The sequence below is a fragment of the Methylobacterium sp. J-059 genome (genome assembly GCF_022829485.1).
Taxonomy (GTDB): domain Bacteria; phylum Pseudomonadota; class Alphaproteobacteria; order Rhizobiales; family Beijerinckiaceae; genus Methylobacterium.
Window position 1 is genome coordinate 19140 of record NZ_JAKSYA010000034.1, and the last position, 13359, is coordinate 32498.

Consider the following 13359-nt stretch of genomic DNA (forward strand, 5'->3'; position numbering starts at 1 on the left):
ATCCAATGGAGGCCGCTTTGATCCATATCGTCACGCCCGAGAACATCGATCGTTACCGCGATGCCATGGAGCAGGCCTATCGCCTGCGTCATCAAGTCTTCGTCGAGGAGAAGGGCTGGCACGACCTCGCCAAGCCCGACGGACGCGAGATCGACCAGTTCGACGACGGCCACGCCGTCCACATGCTCGCGATGCAGGGCGACCGCGTCGTCGGCTACCAGCGCATGCTGCCGACCACCCGCCCCTACCTGCTCACCGAAGTCCTGCCGGAGCTCTGCGAGGTCCCCGCGCCCCGGAGCGCGCGGGTTTGGGAGTGGACCCGCTACGCCGTGCAGCGCGACGTGCGCGACCGCGGCCGCATCCTGAGCCCGGTCGGAAGCGCGCTCCTGGCCGGCATCGTCGAGTGGGGTCTCGAGAGCGGGATCGAGTCGATCGTCATCGAGATGAACCCGCTCTGGCTGCTGCGCCTCGTGCAGCTGCATTTCCGGGTGACCCCCCTCGGCCTGCCCTGCCGGATCGCCGGCGAGGACACCCTCGCCGTGGTCGCGGCTTTCGACGTGCGCACGCTCCGGCGCCTGCGCGAGACCCGCAACGACGCCGCCTCCGTGCTGACCGCGCGCCCCGCCCTGCCGCAGCGCCTGGCGAGCTGACCCCATCCGTTCCGGCGCGATGCCGCCGGACCCCGATCGACGCCAACCCGCGAACGAACCGATGACACGACAGACCCTTCCCGCTTCCACCGAACCCGACAACCCGATGGAGCGCCTCGCCGAGATCTGCATCGAGGCGCACGGCCTGATCGAGGAGGCCGGCACGCCGGAGATGAAGGCGACCCTCGAGGCTCTCCTCGTCCGGGTCGGCTTCGGCCTCGCCGAGCGCCTCGACCCGCAGCACCGCACGGCCTGACCGGCCGGCGAACGGAATCCACGCCGGCCGCGCCCGCTGCCGACCCGAACGGGTCGGCGGCGCGGCGCGGCCGGTCGTGCGCGCTGTCGCCGGCCGACTTGTCCACCGCTCATCCAACGACCCGCCGGGATGGGAAACCGATCGGTAAGGGACGCCGCGCCACGGTGTCCCGCGACTAGCATTCGGGATCCGAAAGCCGATGATGACCAAGGACCAGCTCGCGACCGAGCTGAAGCGCATCGCGACGACGCAGATCAGCGACATCACGCGCGCGGTGAAGGAGGGCCAGAAGTCCATCGCCCTCAACGAGGTGCGGGACATGGCCCATCGCCTCGAGCGCCTGGCCGACGCCTTCCACCCGCGGCTCGCCGCGCCCGTGGACGCCGTCGACCCCGGCGCCCAGGCCGCTTGACGCCGTCGCACGGGCCCGCCGGCCCACCCAACCAGGAACGGGGCGTTCGATCATGATCCACGCGTTCTTCAACATCCGCCTCGACGACGCCTACCTGCCGGAGCGCACCGGGCAGCTCGTCCGGGACGCCGGCGAGGCGCGCGCGGTGGCGCGCACCATCATCCGCCGCCTCGTCGTCCAGCACGGCGGCGAGCCGCGCCTGCTGAACGCGGTGATGGCGGTCACCGACGCGGACGGCGCGTCCATCCTCGACCTGTCGTTCTTCGAGGCGCTCTACGTGCCCGTGGCGGCGCCCGAGCGGGCGGGGCCCGCGCGCCCACGCGCCGACCTGCGCCGCGCGGCGGGCCGGATGCCCGACGCCGTCTCCGGCAAGGCGGCCGCGGCAGTCGCGGGCATCGCCGCTCGGATGCGGGCCCTGTCGACGCATCCGCGGATCGGCGCCGCGGCCCTGCGGCTGCGCGCGCATCTCGCGGCGATGGCCGACCTGCTGTCGTTCCGGCGCGACCCGCGGCAGCGCTTCACCCTGCAGCTCGATCCGGGCCGCTGATCGCGACCGCGCTCAGCCGACGAGGGCCAGCGCCCCGATCTCGTCCTGCTCATCCTGCGGGATGACGTCGACCTCGACCTTGAGCTTCTGCTTGCCCGAGCCGCTGACGATGCCGTCGACGGGCGAGACGTCGCCGTAGTCGCGTCCGCGGGCGACGACGATGTGGTCGTCGCGAACCCCGATGCCGTTGGTCGGGTCGAGGCCGAGCCAGCCGTCGCCGCACCAGACCGCGACCCAGGCGTGGCTCGCATCCGCGCCGCGAAGCCGCGGCCGCCCGGCCGGCGGGATCGTGCGGAGATACCCGCTGACATAGGCCGCGGGCAGCCCGATGCCGCGAAGCCCGGCGATCATCACGTGGGCGAAATCCTGGCAGACGCCGGCGCGCAGGGCGAAGGCCTCGGCCAACGGCGTGTGCACGTCGGTGGCCTTCGCGTCGAAGCGGAAGTCGGCGCGGATGCGTGCCATCAGGTCGAAGGCGGCGCCGTAGGCGCTGCGCCCGGGCGAGAAGCTCGCCCGCGCGTAGTCGGTCACCGCCGGCAGCAGCGGCACCCGGGCGCTCGGGAACAGGAAGTGGACCGGCGCGTCGGCCCCGAGATCGCGGGACGCGATCGCCGCCATCCGCGCCGCCTCCCAGCTGCGGCCGGATTCGGGCGCCGGCAGCGGCCCGCGCTCGACCCGCACCTTCGACAGCGCCTCGACCCGGAACCGGGTGTGCGGCGCGTCCAGGGTAATGCCGACGGTCTCGATGCCGAAATAGTCGCGCCGGATCACCGCGGTCGCCGGGCTCGGGTCGATCGTCACCGCGCTCTCGAGCACGCTCTGGCCCTCGCCGTCGGCGGGCTTCAGGCGCAGGGAGCAGCGCGCGAAGCCGACCGGCTTCGCATAGGTGTAGGTGGTGACGTGGCGCAGCGTGTAGATCACGCTAGGCCCGCCAGCTTCTCGGGCCGCAGGGCGTGCGGCCCGTTCGGGAAGTAGCGGCCGGCGATGGTGTCGGCGAGCCGCTCCAGGTCGTCCTCGATCCGCGCCAGGCCGACGCCGTCGAAGTCGGCGGCCTCGCCGCTGCGCAGGGTCGCCACGATCCGCGCGGCCAGCCGGCAATGCGGCTCGGGGATGCCGTCGGCCGAGAGCGCCGGCAGCTCGGCCAGGTGCCGGCCGATCGCCTCCGCCTGGAACGCGACGGAGCGCGGGTTGTAGGGGTCGAGGAGCACCATGTCGCGCACGGGGTCGAGGGCCACGCCCTGCATGTAGCGCGCGCCGTAGGTGACCTGCGAATCGGCGAGCGAGAGCAGGACGCCGAGGCAGTCGGCCCCGGCCTCGTCGTGGCCGAAGGCCAGCGTGAAGGCGCAGGTGTTGATCGCCCGCTCGATCCGCCGTCCGAGATCGACGAAGTGCCAGCCGGCGGCGCGGTTCATGTTCTCGTGCGTCAGGCCCGAGAGCGCCGCGATGTGGCTCAGCGCCCGCTCGGCCCGGCCGAGCAGCTGCGACTCGGTGAACGCCCGGGCGGTGTCCAGCGAGAGCAGGTCGATCAGGTCGGCGAGCACCCGCCACGCCTCGCCCGAGAGCCGGGCGCGCAGGGTCGCCGCGTTGGTGCGGGCCGAGATCACGTGGGCGCGGGCGGAGCCGTGGACCTCGCGCCCGACCAGGGCCTCCTGCGCCAGTGCCGCCGTCGGCATGTCGGCGGAGCTGGCCGCCCCCCATTCCTCCAAGAGCGCGCGGATGCGGAGCGCGGTCGGCGCCGCGGTGTCGCCGGAGATGTCGGTGACGACGGCGTCGCCGACGCTGCGCAGGTGCGCCAGCACGAGGCGGATCACCGCCTCGGCCCGCTCGACGTAGCGGCCGAACCAGAACAGGCCGTCGGCCGCCCGCGAGGGCAGGTGCCCGGAGATGCGCCGGACCCGCGGCGTGGCCTGCTGCCCGAGATGGCGCGTGTCGACCGGGTTCTCCGAGAGGATCCAGACGTCGGCCGAGCGGATGCCGAGGCGCATCTCGATCGGGTCGACGTTCTCGCGCTCCGAGACCCGGCAGAAGCCGCCGGGCATCACCCGCCAGCCGTCGGGGGTGCGGGCGGCGAACACGCGCAGCGCGAAGGGGCGGGGGACGAGGTGCAGGCCCCGGTCGGTCCGCTCCCAGGCCGGCATGGTCGAGAGCGGCCCGAGGTCTTGGCCGACGAAGTCGAACGGCCGGTCGTGGAAGGCCGCGATCACCCGCTCGCGCTCGGCGGCCAGCGCCTGCGGCCCGAGGATCGCGTCGCGCCCCGCCCCGCGCTGCGGGGTGGCGGCCGGGCGCAGCGTCATCGCGTCGAGGTTGTCCCGAACGTGGGCGAGACCGGCCGGATCGCCGCACCACCACGCCGGCGGGCTCTTCAGCCTGAGGCCCTCGCCGAGGATGCGCTGCGCGATCCCTTCGAGATACGGGCTGAGGGCCGCCGACTCGACCACGCCGGAGCCCGGCATGTTGGCCATCACCAGGCTGCCGTTGCGCAAGGCCTCGATCACGCCGGGGATGCCGAGCCGCGAGGCCGGGTTGAGCTCCAGCGGATCGAGGAAGTCGCCGTCGATCCGGCGCCAGACCGCGTCGGCCCGCTTCAGGCCGGAGACGGTGCGCACGTGCAGGCACCCGTCCTGCATGACGAGGTCGTCGCCCTCGACCAGCATCAGCCCGAGATAGCGCGCGAGCGCCGCCTGCTCGACGTAGGTGCTGCTGTAGGGCCCCGAGGTCAGCAGGCAGATGCGCGGGTCCGAGCGCGCGGACCCGGCCGCCAGGCCTTCGCGGAACGCCTGGAAGAAGGCCGGGAAGCGCTCGACCTGCAGGCTCTCGAGCACGTCCGGGAAGGTGCGGCCGAGCACCATCCGGTTCTCCAGGGCGTAGCCGAGGCCGGAGGGCGCCTGCGTCCGGTCGGCCAGCACACGCCAGGCCCCGTCCGGCCCGCGGCCGATATCGGCGGCGTAGAGCTTGAGCCAGCGCCCGCCGGGGGGCGCGACCCCGTGCAGCGGGCGCAGGAACTCGGGACTGCCGGCGACCACGGCGGCCGGCAGGAGGCCGTCGGCGACGAGGCGGCCCGGCCCGTAGACGTCGGCGAGGACCGCCTCCATCAGCTCGGCCCGCTGGATCAGCCCGGCGCTCAAGGCGCGCCACTCGGCCGCCTCGATCACCAGCGGCAGCGAGCCCAACGGCCAGGCATGCTCGCGCTGGTCGCCGTAGATGCGGAACGAGATGCCGGTGTCGCGGATGTGACGCTCCGCCGAGACGAAGCGCGCCATGATCTCGGGCTCGCTCAGCCGCGCGAGCCGCTCGAGCAGCCGGGGCCACGCGCCGCGCGCGCGGCCGTCCGCGTCGAGATATTCGTCCGGCCGGCCGGGTTCGGGCCGATAGCCGTCGGCCCAGCGCGCGAGCCGGTCCGGCTCGTCCGCGGCGTCCGCGTCGGCCGGTGCGTGCCGTCCTGCCGTGACCTGTGCCGCCGCCAGCGTCGGGCTCATGTCGGCTTCGGCGTGCGCAGGTCGAGCGTGAGCGGGAATTCGGGGTTGGTCTCGGGCGCCGGCATCGCGATCTTGCCCGGCGTATGGCCGTGGGCCTGGAAGCGGGCGAGGCGCCGCCCCTCCGCCTCGTAGGTGTTGACGGGATGCGTCTCGTAGTTGCGGCCGCCGGGGTGGGCGACGTGATAGCGGCAGCCGCCGAGCGCGCGCCCGCTCCAGCTGTCGAGGATGTCGAAGGTCAGCGGCGAGTGCGCGGGGATCGTCGGGTGCAGCGACGAGGCCGGCTGCCAGGCCTTGAACCGCAGGCCCGCGACCGCTTCGCCGCCGGTGCCGGTGCCGGTCATCGGCAGGCGCCGGCCGTTGCAGGCGATGACGTGGCGGCCGGGCACGAAGCCCTCGACCTTGACCTGCAGGCGCTCGACCGAGCTGTCGACGAAGCGGACGGTGCCGGCACTGGTCCCCTCCTCGCCCATCACGTGCCACGGTTCCAGCGCCTGACGCAGCTCGAGCTTCACGCCGCCGTGCTCGACCCGGCCGAAGACCGGGAAGCGGAACGCGGCCTGCGCCTCGAAGGCCGTGGGGTCGAAGTCGTAGCCCGCGGCCCGCAGATCCTCCAGCACGTCGAGGAAGTCGGCCCAGAGGAAATGCGGGAGCATGAAGCGATCGTGCAGGCCCGTGCCCCAGCGGACACAGCCGCCGACCTGCGGCTCGCGCCACAGCCACGCCACCAGCGCCCGCAGCAGCAATTGCTGCGCGAGGCTCATGCGCGGGTCCGGCGGCATCTCGAAGGCGCGGAACTCGAGCAGCCCGAGCCGCCCGGTCGGCCCGTCGGGCGAGTACAGCTTGTCGATGCAGATCTCGGACCGGTGGGTGTTGCCGGTGACGTCCACGAGGATGTTGCGGAACACCCGGTCGACGAGCCAGCGCGGGATGTTGGGCTCGTCCGGGCCCGGCACCTGCGCCAGGGCGATCTCCAGCTCGTAGAGGCCGTCGTGGCGGGCCTCGTCCATGCGCGGGGCCTGGCTCGTCGGGCCGATGTAGAGGCCGGAGAACAGGTACGAGAGCGCCGGGTGGCGCTGCCAGTACAGCACCAGGCTCTTCAGGAGGTCGGGCCGGCGCAGGAACGGCGAGTCGTCGGGCGTGGCGCCGCCCATCACCACGTGGTTGCCGCCGCCCGTCCCGGTGTGGCGCCCGTCCACCATGAACTTCTCGGCGCCCAGCCGGGTCTGGCGGGCGTCGGCGTAGAGGTCGGTGGTGATCGCCACCGCGTCGCGCCAAGAGGTCGCCGGGTGGACGTTGATCTCGATCACGCCCGGGTCGGGGGTGACCTTGATCACGTTGAGGCGTGGGTCGAAGGGCGGCTCGTAGCCCTCGACGTGGATCGCGAGCCCGAGCCCCGACGCGGCTTCCTCCAGGACGCCGATCAGCTCGAGGTACTCGTCGGCGCGCTGGGTCGGCGGCATGAACACCCGCAGCGTCCCGTCGCGCGGCTCGACGGCGAGCGCGGTGCGCACCGCGACGCCGGTGATGCCGCCGCCGTTGACCGTTCGCTTGCCGGTCCCTTCGCCGGTCCCTTCGCCGGTTCCTTCGCGGGCATGCCCCTCGGGCAGGGGCTCGCGCGGCTCCAGCGGGTCCTGCGGCTGGTAGTAGGGGTAATGCTCCGGCGGCACGTACGGGAGCGAGCCGAGCGGCAGGCGGAAGCCCAGCGGCGAGTCGCCGGGCACCAGGAACGCGTGGCCGCGGCGGAAATCCCAGGCCTCGGAGATCCAGACCCGGTCGGAATCGCCGTCCTTGCCGGTGGGCAGGCTCGCGAGCGGCAGCACGAAGCCGGCCGGGTTGCCGAGGCCCCGCTCGTAGACGCGGTGGATGCGCGAATCGAACTCCACCGAGCCGCTCTTGGCCTCCTGCGTCGTCACGTTGACGGGCAGCTCCGCGCGCTTCTCCTCCCACTGCGCCGGGTCCTCGTAGGCCGGCATCACGTAGTCCTGCAGCCCGAAATGCCCGGCGACCGCATCGATCAGGCGACGCGCGGCGTCGGCGTCGGCCGTCTTCGGGCCGTCCTCCCGCGCGATCAGGTCGGCGTCGCGCCAGATCGGGCGGCCGTCGCGGCGCCAGTACAGGGCGAAGGCCCAGCGCGGCAGGCTCTCGCCCGGATACCACTTGCCCTGGCCGTAATGCAGCATGCCGCCTGGCGCGAAGCGGTCGCGCAGGCGGCGGATCAGCTTGTCGGCCAGCCCCCGCTTCGACGGGCCGACGGCGGCGATGTTCCATTCCGGCGCCTCGAAGTCGTCGATCGAGACGAAGGTCGGCTCGCCGCCCATGGTCAGGCGCACGTCCTGGGCGACGAGGTCGGCGTCGACCCGGTCGCCGAGGGCGTCCATGGCCGCCCAGACCGCGTCCGAGAACGGTTTGGTGATGCGCGGGCTCTCCTCCACGCGCGCCACGGTCATCTCGAAGCCGAACTCGACCTTGGCCGGCTCGGCGAGCCCCGAGATCGGCGCGGCCGAATGGTAGTGCGGGGTGGCGGCCAGCGGGATGTGCCCCTCCCCGCAGAGCAGGCCGGAGGTGGCGTCGAGCCCGATCCAGCCGGCGCCGGGCAGGTAGACCTCGGCCCAGGCGTGCAGGTCGGTGAAGTCGGTCTTGGTGCCCTCGGGGCCGTCGACCGCGGTGGTGTCGGGCACGAGCTGGATCAGGTAGCCCGAGACGAAGCGGGCGGCGAAGCCGATGCGGCGCAGCACCTGGACAAGGAGCCAGGCCGAATCGCGGCAGGAGCCGCTCTTCAGGGTCAGGGTCTCGGCCGGCGTCTGGACGCCCGGCTCCATCCGGACGCCGTAGGCGACCTCGCGGCTGATCTGCGCGTTCAGCGCCACCAGGAACAGCACGGTGTTCGGCTCGGACGGCAGGCGCGCCAGGAAGCCGTCGATCTCAGGCCCCTGGGCGTCGTCGAGGACGCGGTAGGGCGCCAGCTCGGCGACGAGGTCGGGGGCGTAGGCGAACGGGCGGGCCTGCGCGTAGTCCTCGACGAAGAAGTCGAACGGGTTGATCACCGACATGTCGGCGGTGAGGTCGACCTCGATCTTCAGCTCGCTGGTCTTCTCCGGGAAGACCAGCCGGGCGAGCCAGTTCCCGTTCGGGTCCTGCTGCCAGTTCACGAAGTGGTTCTCCGGGGTCACCTTGAGGGTGTAGGAGGGGATCTTCGTGCGCGCATGCGGCGCCGGCCGCAGGCGAATCACCTGCGGCCCGAGCGCGATCGGCCGGTCGTAGGTGTAGTGCGTGACGTGGTGCAGGGCGGCTTTGATCGACACGGGCACTCTCGTCTGGGCGAAGCAGGTGGCGTCCGGATCGAATCCGGCGGTGCCCTCGTCTGCGCCTTATGCGGCAAAGGGGAGGGCGCAAGCAATTTCCATGCGGCGTCCGACTCCGGGCGGCGCGCCGCGTCCTCCCCGTGCCGCGCCCCCCGGGAACTTTGGCGGGCAAGCCCGTTTGATGCGGCGAGGACGGTCCGCCCGGCGGCGGCCGCCGACGACTGCCGACGACGCCTTCGACGACAGGGTGCTTGCCCGCCTCGGGCGCCGGGACCCGCCATGAAGATCTTCCAGTGCCAAGCCTGCGACCAGCCGCTCACCTTCGAGAGCACGGCCTGCGACAGCTGCCAGCGGCGCCTCGGCTACGTCTGCGAGGTGCACGAGATCTCCGCGCTCGAGCCGTCGGTCCGCTCGGCCCATCCGGGCTCGGCCGAGGCGCAGACCTTCCACGCCTACGCGCGGCCCGGCCAGCGCTACCGCTTCTGCGCCAACGCCCGGCACGCGGCCTGCAACTGGCTCGTGCCGGACGACGCGCCCGAGACGTTCTGCGTCACCTGCCGCCACAACCGCGTCGTCCCCGACCTGACGCTCGCCTGGAACCTGACCCGCTGGCGCCAGGTCGAGGCGGCCAAGCACCGGCTGTTCTACTCGCTGCTGCGCCTCGACCTGCCGCTGGCCACCCGTGCGCAATACACCGACGGGCTCGCCTTCGACTTCCTGGTCGACCCGTCCGAGAGCTTCCTGATCGGGCCGCCGGTGCTCACGGGCCACCTCAACGGCCTGATCAGCATGAACATCGCCGAGGCCGACGACGTCGAGCGCGAGCGGCGCCGGATCCGCTTCGGCGAGCATTACCGCACCCTGCTCGGGCATTTCCGCCACGAGATCGGGCATTACTTCTGGTACCTGCTGGTCCAGAACAGCCCGCACCTGTGGACGTTCCGCGATCTGTTCGGCGACGAGAGCCTGAACTACGTCGGCGCCCTGCAGAACCACTACGCCCACGGCGCGCCGGGCGATTGGGAGGAATCCTTCGTCTCGGCCTACGCCACCAGCCACCCGTGGGAGGATTTCGCCGAGACCTGGGCGCATTACCTGCACATCGTCGACACGGTGGAGACCGCCTCGACCTTCGCGCTCCAATTGCGGCCGCAGCTGCGCCGGGGCGGCAGCGAGCCGGTGGTGATCGACTTCGATCCGTATCGCACGCCCGACCTCGACAAGCTGATCGCGGCGTGGCTGCCGCTCACCTATGCGGTGAACTCGCTGTCCCGCAGCATGGGGCAGCCCGACCTCTACCCGTTCCGCCTGACGCCCGCGGTGATCGCCAAGCTCGCCTTCGTGCACGAGCGCATCTACGCGGTGCGCGGCGACATGAGCGCCAAGGCCGGCGCGGAGGCGGGCGCCGACATCCTGCGCGCGGTGATCGCGGGGTTGCGCCAGAAGGTGGCGGTGCCGAACGCGTGAGCGCGCCCGGCCGCCCTACCAGAGGGTGGCGGCCGCGCGTGCCGGCCAGGCCTCGTCGTAGGGGCGGCCGCCGACCTCGCCCGCGCTCAGGGCGGCCAGGATCGTCCCCGGGCTCGGCAGCGTCCCCGCCTCGACGTGGCGGGCGGGATCCCACAGCTGCGCGCGGACGACGGCGCGGGCGCACTGGAAGTAGGCCTGCTCGACCGTGACCACGAGGGCGGTGCGCGGCGCCTGCCCGTCGACGGCGAAGCTTTCCAGAAGGGCCGGATCGGCCGAGACGACGGCCCGCCCGTTCACGCGGAAGGTCGTCCCCGAGCCGGGGATCAGGAACAGCAGGGCGACGCGCGGATCGCGCACCACGTTGCGCAGGCTGTCGATCCGGTTGTTGCCGCGGCGGTCGGGCAGCACCAGGGTGTGCGGGTCGACGACCCGGACGAAGCCCGGACCGTCGCCCCGCGGGCTGCAATCGAGCCCCTCCGGGCCGGCGGTGGCGAGGATCGCGAAGGGCGAGGCCGCGATCAGCGCGGCGTAGTGCGCGGTGATCCGCTCGCTCTCCTTCACCACGGAAGCCGGGGCGAGGTGGTCGCCGTAGATGGCCTCAAGCCCGGCGAGGTCCCGTACGATCATGCCCCTGCCCCCGAGCGCCCAATCCGATGGTGGTGCGTCACGCGCGGTGCGTGACGATCCCGCGAACGCCCGTCAGGCGGATTTCGCTGCGCGGCTCGCCGTGAACGCCGCGTGCTCGGCCAGCAGCTCGCCCGACAGCGCCTTGGCGATCAGCGCGCGGGTCTCCGCCACGCCGTAGAGCGCCACGAACGAGCCGAAGCGCGGGCCGCGGGCCTCGCCGAACAGCACGTTGTAGATCGTCGTGAACCACGCCTGCGACACGCCGGGCCGTCCGTCCGGGCTCTTGCCCTTGCCCGACAGGTCCGGGAAGTGCCGCCGCCCGACCTCGTAGACCACCGCCTGCAAGCCCTCTGGGTCGGTCGAGCCGTCGTGCTCGGAGAGCGACGCGGAGAGGTCGTCGAGGGCCGCGCGCTCCTCCGGGCTCGGCGCCCGGTAGCTCTTGGCCGGGCGCACGAAGTCGCGGAAGTAGGCCAGCGCGTGGCCGACGAGCCGGTCGAGGCCGGGATGGGTCTCGGGGCCGACGTCGGCGGCGTAGCGCCGGATGAAGCCCCAGAGCACGCCCGGCTCCTCGGCGTTGGCCACCGCCACGAGGTTGAGCAGCATCGCGAAGCTCACGCTGCCCTTGGACCCCCCTTGCGCGCCCTCCCCGATCCGCTCCGGCGCGGGCGGGTTGCCGGCATGGATGTGCCAGACGGGGTTGCCCAGGCGCAGCTTGGCGTCCTGCGCGGCGTAGCGCTCGGAGAAGCTCAGCACCTCGTCGACGTGCCGCGGGATCACGTCGAAGAACAGCCGCTTGGCCTCGCGCGGCTTGTTGTACATGAACAGGCTCAGGCTCTCCGGTGTGCCGTAGGCGAGCCAGTCGTCGATGGTCAGCCCGTTGCCCTTCGACTTGGAGATCTTCTGGCCCTTCTCGTCGAGGAACAGCTCGTAGTTGAAGCCTTCCGGCGGCTCGCCCCCGAGCGCGCGGGCGATCTGCCCGGAGAGCTTCACCGAATCGATCAGGTCCTTGCCGGCCATCTCGTAGTCGATGCCCAGCGCCACCCAGCGCATCGCCCAGTCGGGCTTCCACTGCAGCTTGGCGTGGCCGCCGGTGATCGGGGTCTCGTAGGGCTCGCCGGTCTTCGGGTCGCGCCAGGCGAGCGTTCCCCGGTCCGCGTGCACCGCGTCGACCACCACCTGCATCACCTCCCCGGTCACCGGGTGCAGCGGCAGGAACGGGGAATACGAGGCCGAGCGCTCGGCGCGCAGCGACGGCAGCATGATCGCCATCACCGCGTCGTAGCGCTCCGCGACCCGCATCAGGGCCGCGTCGAACACGCCGGAGCGGTAGCAGTCGGTGGCCGAGCGGAACTCGTAGTCGAAGCCGAAGGCGTCGAGGAAGCGGCGCAGCTCCGCGTTGTTGTGCGCGCCGAAGCTGTCATGCGTGCCGAACGGATCGGGCACCCGGGTCAGCGGCTGGTTGAGGTGCTGGGCCAGCATCGCGCGCTCGGGCACGTTGTCGGGCACCTTGCGCAGGCCGTCCATGTCGTCGGAGAACGCGATCAGCCGCGTCGGCACGGCGTCCTTCGTCAGCACCCGGAAGGCGTGGCGCACCATCGAGGTCCGCGCCACCTCGCCGAAGGTGCCGATATGCGGCAGCCCCGACGGCCCGTAGCCGGTCTCGAACAGCACCTCCGGCTTCGGCCGGCGCTCCAGCCGGGCCACGAGCTTGCGCGCCTCCTCGAACGGCCAGGCGGCGGCGGTGGCGGCGGCCTCGATCAGGTCGGGGTCGAGGTGGAGGGGCGCGGACATGGGCTGGGACGCTGGACTGTGACACGGGATCTTCGCGGGTGCGGCACCCTAATAAGGTTTGCCGCGATGCGAAATCGACTTTTACGGCCGCTCGGCCGGGTCGTCGGCCCCCGATCCCGTCGGCCGGTTCTCCAACGTCCTGACGGCCTCGACGAGTTTCGGGAAGGTCGCTTGCATCAGCGCCCGGTTCTGCTCCGTCCGGCCGGCGTCGTGGTCGAACCCGTGATTGTGCCGCACGCGGTGCCGAAAGCCCTTCAGCTCCATCAGCGAAACGTAGAGCTCGTCGTCGAGCACGGCCGGACGCAGGCCGGGTATCTGCGCCCGCATCTGATCGAGCAGGTCCTGGTGCGAGGTGTCGCCGGTCGGCGCGGCCCCGTCGACGTCCTTGGCGATGCCGAGCAGCACGTCCTCGATGCCGTTGTCAGCGTTGTGAAGGGCGGCCGCGATCGCCGTGAGCCGCCCCCACGTCGTCCGCTGCTCCGGCGGGAGGGCGTCGTATCCGGCGAGGAACGCGTCGAGGTTCGCCAGCTCGCGGCCCGCGCGGTCGAGCTTCGGACCAGGCTTGGCGAAGGCGGGCAGTCGCGACGCGATCACGGGACCGCCTTCTCGAATGCCTCCCGCTGCGACGGCGTGAGATCGCAGGCATAGATCAGGTCGTAGGGGATGCCGGTGCCGCGCATCACCGCAGCCACCGCCCGCTCGACGGCGGCGCGTTCGGCCGGATCGATCGGCCCGCGCACCAGGAGGTCGATGTCGGAATGCAGCCGGAAACGCCCGGTCGCCAGCGAGCCGATGAGGCTGATCGCGCGACGCTACGCCTCGACGTCGGAC

The 13359-nt window shown here is 72.4% G+C and carries 12 protein-coding genes; 5 read left to right on the plus strand and 7 right to left on the minus strand.

Going from position 1 to position 13359, the window contains the following annotated elements; all coding sequences use genetic code 11:
- Positions 1 to 17: 17 nt before the first annotated feature.
- The 4 genes from MKK55_RS02585 (at position 18) to MKK55_RS02600 (ending at position 1865) form a co-directional block, all read left to right on the plus strand.
- Complete coding sequence (locus MKK55_RS02585) at positions 18 to 650, plus strand: acyl-homoserine-lactone synthase (protein WP_147841676.1); 633 nt, start codon at positions 18 to 20, stop codon at positions 648 to 650.
- A 61-nt stretch (positions 651 to 711) separates the two neighbouring features.
- A complete protein-coding gene (locus MKK55_RS02590; RefSeq protein ID WP_147728747.1) occupies positions 712 to 906 on the plus strand; it encodes a hypothetical protein in 195 nt (64 codons plus the stop codon).
- A 199-nt stretch (positions 907 to 1105) separates the two neighbouring features.
- Positions 1106 to 1318, plus strand: coding sequence for a hypothetical protein (locus MKK55_RS02595; protein WP_147728746.1), 213 nt, complete (start codon positions 1106 to 1108; stop codon positions 1316 to 1318).
- Positions 1319 to 1370: 52 nt separating this feature from the next.
- Positions 1371 to 1865: a DUF6894 family protein gene (locus MKK55_RS02600; protein WP_243933125.1), complete on the plus strand. Its 495-nt coding sequence runs from the start codon at positions 1371 to 1373 to the stop codon at positions 1863 to 1865.
- 12 nt (positions 1866 to 1877) lie between these two features.
- Here the strand turns inward: MKK55_RS02600 and MKK55_RS02605 are convergent, their stop codons facing one another.
- The 3 genes from MKK55_RS02605 to MKK55_RS02615 are packed head-to-tail and all read right to left on the minus strand — an operon-like array spanning position 1878 to position 8643.
- Complete coding sequence (locus MKK55_RS02605; RefSeq protein WP_243933126.1) at positions 1878 to 2786, minus strand: transglutaminase family protein; 909 nt, start codon at positions 2784 to 2786, stop codon at positions 1878 to 1880.
- Positions 2783 to 5341, minus strand: coding sequence for a circularly permuted type 2 ATP-grasp protein (locus tag MKK55_RS02610; RefSeq protein WP_243933127.1), 2559 nt, complete (start codon positions 5339 to 5341; stop codon positions 2783 to 2785). Before MKK55_RS02610 ends, MKK55_RS02605 begins: the two co-directional genes overlap by 4 nt.
- A complete protein-coding gene (locus tag MKK55_RS02615) occupies positions 5338 to 8643 on the minus strand; it encodes a DUF2126 domain-containing protein (RefSeq protein ID WP_243933129.1) in 3306 nt (1101 codons plus the stop codon). The genes MKK55_RS02610 and MKK55_RS02615 overlap by 4 nt, the downstream gene beginning before the upstream one ends.
- A gap of 279 nt (positions 8644 to 8922) precedes the next feature.
- Here MKK55_RS02615 and MKK55_RS02620 point away from each other — a divergent pair, with 279 nt between their 5' ends.
- Positions 8923 to 10110 carry a putative zinc-binding metallopeptidase gene (locus MKK55_RS02620; RefSeq protein WP_147726589.1) on the plus strand — a complete coding sequence of 396 codons (1188 nt, stop codon included), beginning with the start codon at positions 8923 to 8925 and terminating at the stop codon, positions 10108 to 10110.
- A 15-nt stretch (positions 10111 to 10125) separates the two neighbouring features.
- On the opposite strand, the gene MKK55_RS02625 is transcribed toward MKK55_RS02620, so the two are convergent.
- The 4 genes from MKK55_RS02625 to MKK55_RS02640 form a co-directional block, all read right to left on the minus strand.
- Positions 10126 to 10737, minus strand: a complete 612-nt coding sequence (locus tag MKK55_RS02625) for a pyridoxamine 5'-phosphate oxidase family protein (protein ID WP_147726591.1) — start codon at positions 10735 to 10737, stop codon at positions 10126 to 10128.
- 72 nt (positions 10738 to 10809) lie between these two features.
- Positions 10810 to 12528: a lysine--tRNA ligase gene (locus MKK55_RS02630; protein ID WP_243933131.1), complete on the minus strand. Its 1719-nt coding sequence runs from the start codon at positions 12526 to 12528 to the stop codon at positions 10810 to 10812.
- An 81-nt stretch (positions 12529 to 12609) separates the two neighbouring features.
- Positions 12610 to 13122 (minus strand): hypothetical protein, encoded by a 513-nt coding sequence (locus tag MKK55_RS02635; RefSeq protein ID WP_243933134.1) that lies wholly within the window; start codon positions 13120 to 13122, stop codon positions 12610 to 12612.
- A complete protein-coding gene (locus MKK55_RS02640) occupies positions 13119 to 13331 on the minus strand; it encodes a nucleotidyltransferase domain-containing protein (RefSeq protein WP_313898951.1) in 213 nt (70 codons plus the stop codon). The genes MKK55_RS02635 and MKK55_RS02640 overlap by 4 nt, the downstream gene beginning before the upstream one ends.
- Between the last annotated feature and the right edge of the window lie 28 nt (positions 13332 to 13359).

Bases quoted from the DNA above. Each gene is read 5' to 3' on its own strand.
- MKK55_RS02595 (WP_147728746.1), top strand. From the start codon at position 1,106: ATGATGACCAAGGACCAGCTCGCGACCGAGCTGAAGCGCATCGCGACG.
- MKK55_RS02590 (WP_147728747.1), top strand. From the start codon at position 712: ATGACACGACAGACCCTTCCCGCTTCCACCGAACCCGACAACCCGATG.
- MKK55_RS02625 (WP_147726591.1), bottom strand. From the start codon at position 10,737: ATGATCGTACGGGACCTCGCCGGGCTTGAGGCCATCTACGGCGACCAC.
- MKK55_RS02620 (WP_147726589.1), top strand. From the start codon at position 8,923: ATGAAGATCTTCCAGTGCCAAGCCTGCGACCAGCCGCTCACCTTCGAG.
- MKK55_RS02630 (WP_243933131.1), bottom strand. From the start codon at position 12,528: ATGTCCGCGCCCCTCCACCTCGACCCCGACCTGATCGAGGCCGCCGCC.
- MKK55_RS02610 (WP_243933127.1), bottom strand. From the start codon at position 5,341: ATGAGCCCGACGCTGGCGGCGGCACAGGTCACGGCAGGACGGCACGCA.
- MKK55_RS02600 (WP_243933125.1), top strand. From the start codon at position 1,371: ATGATCCACGCGTTCTTCAACATCCGCCTCGACGACGCCTACCTGCCG.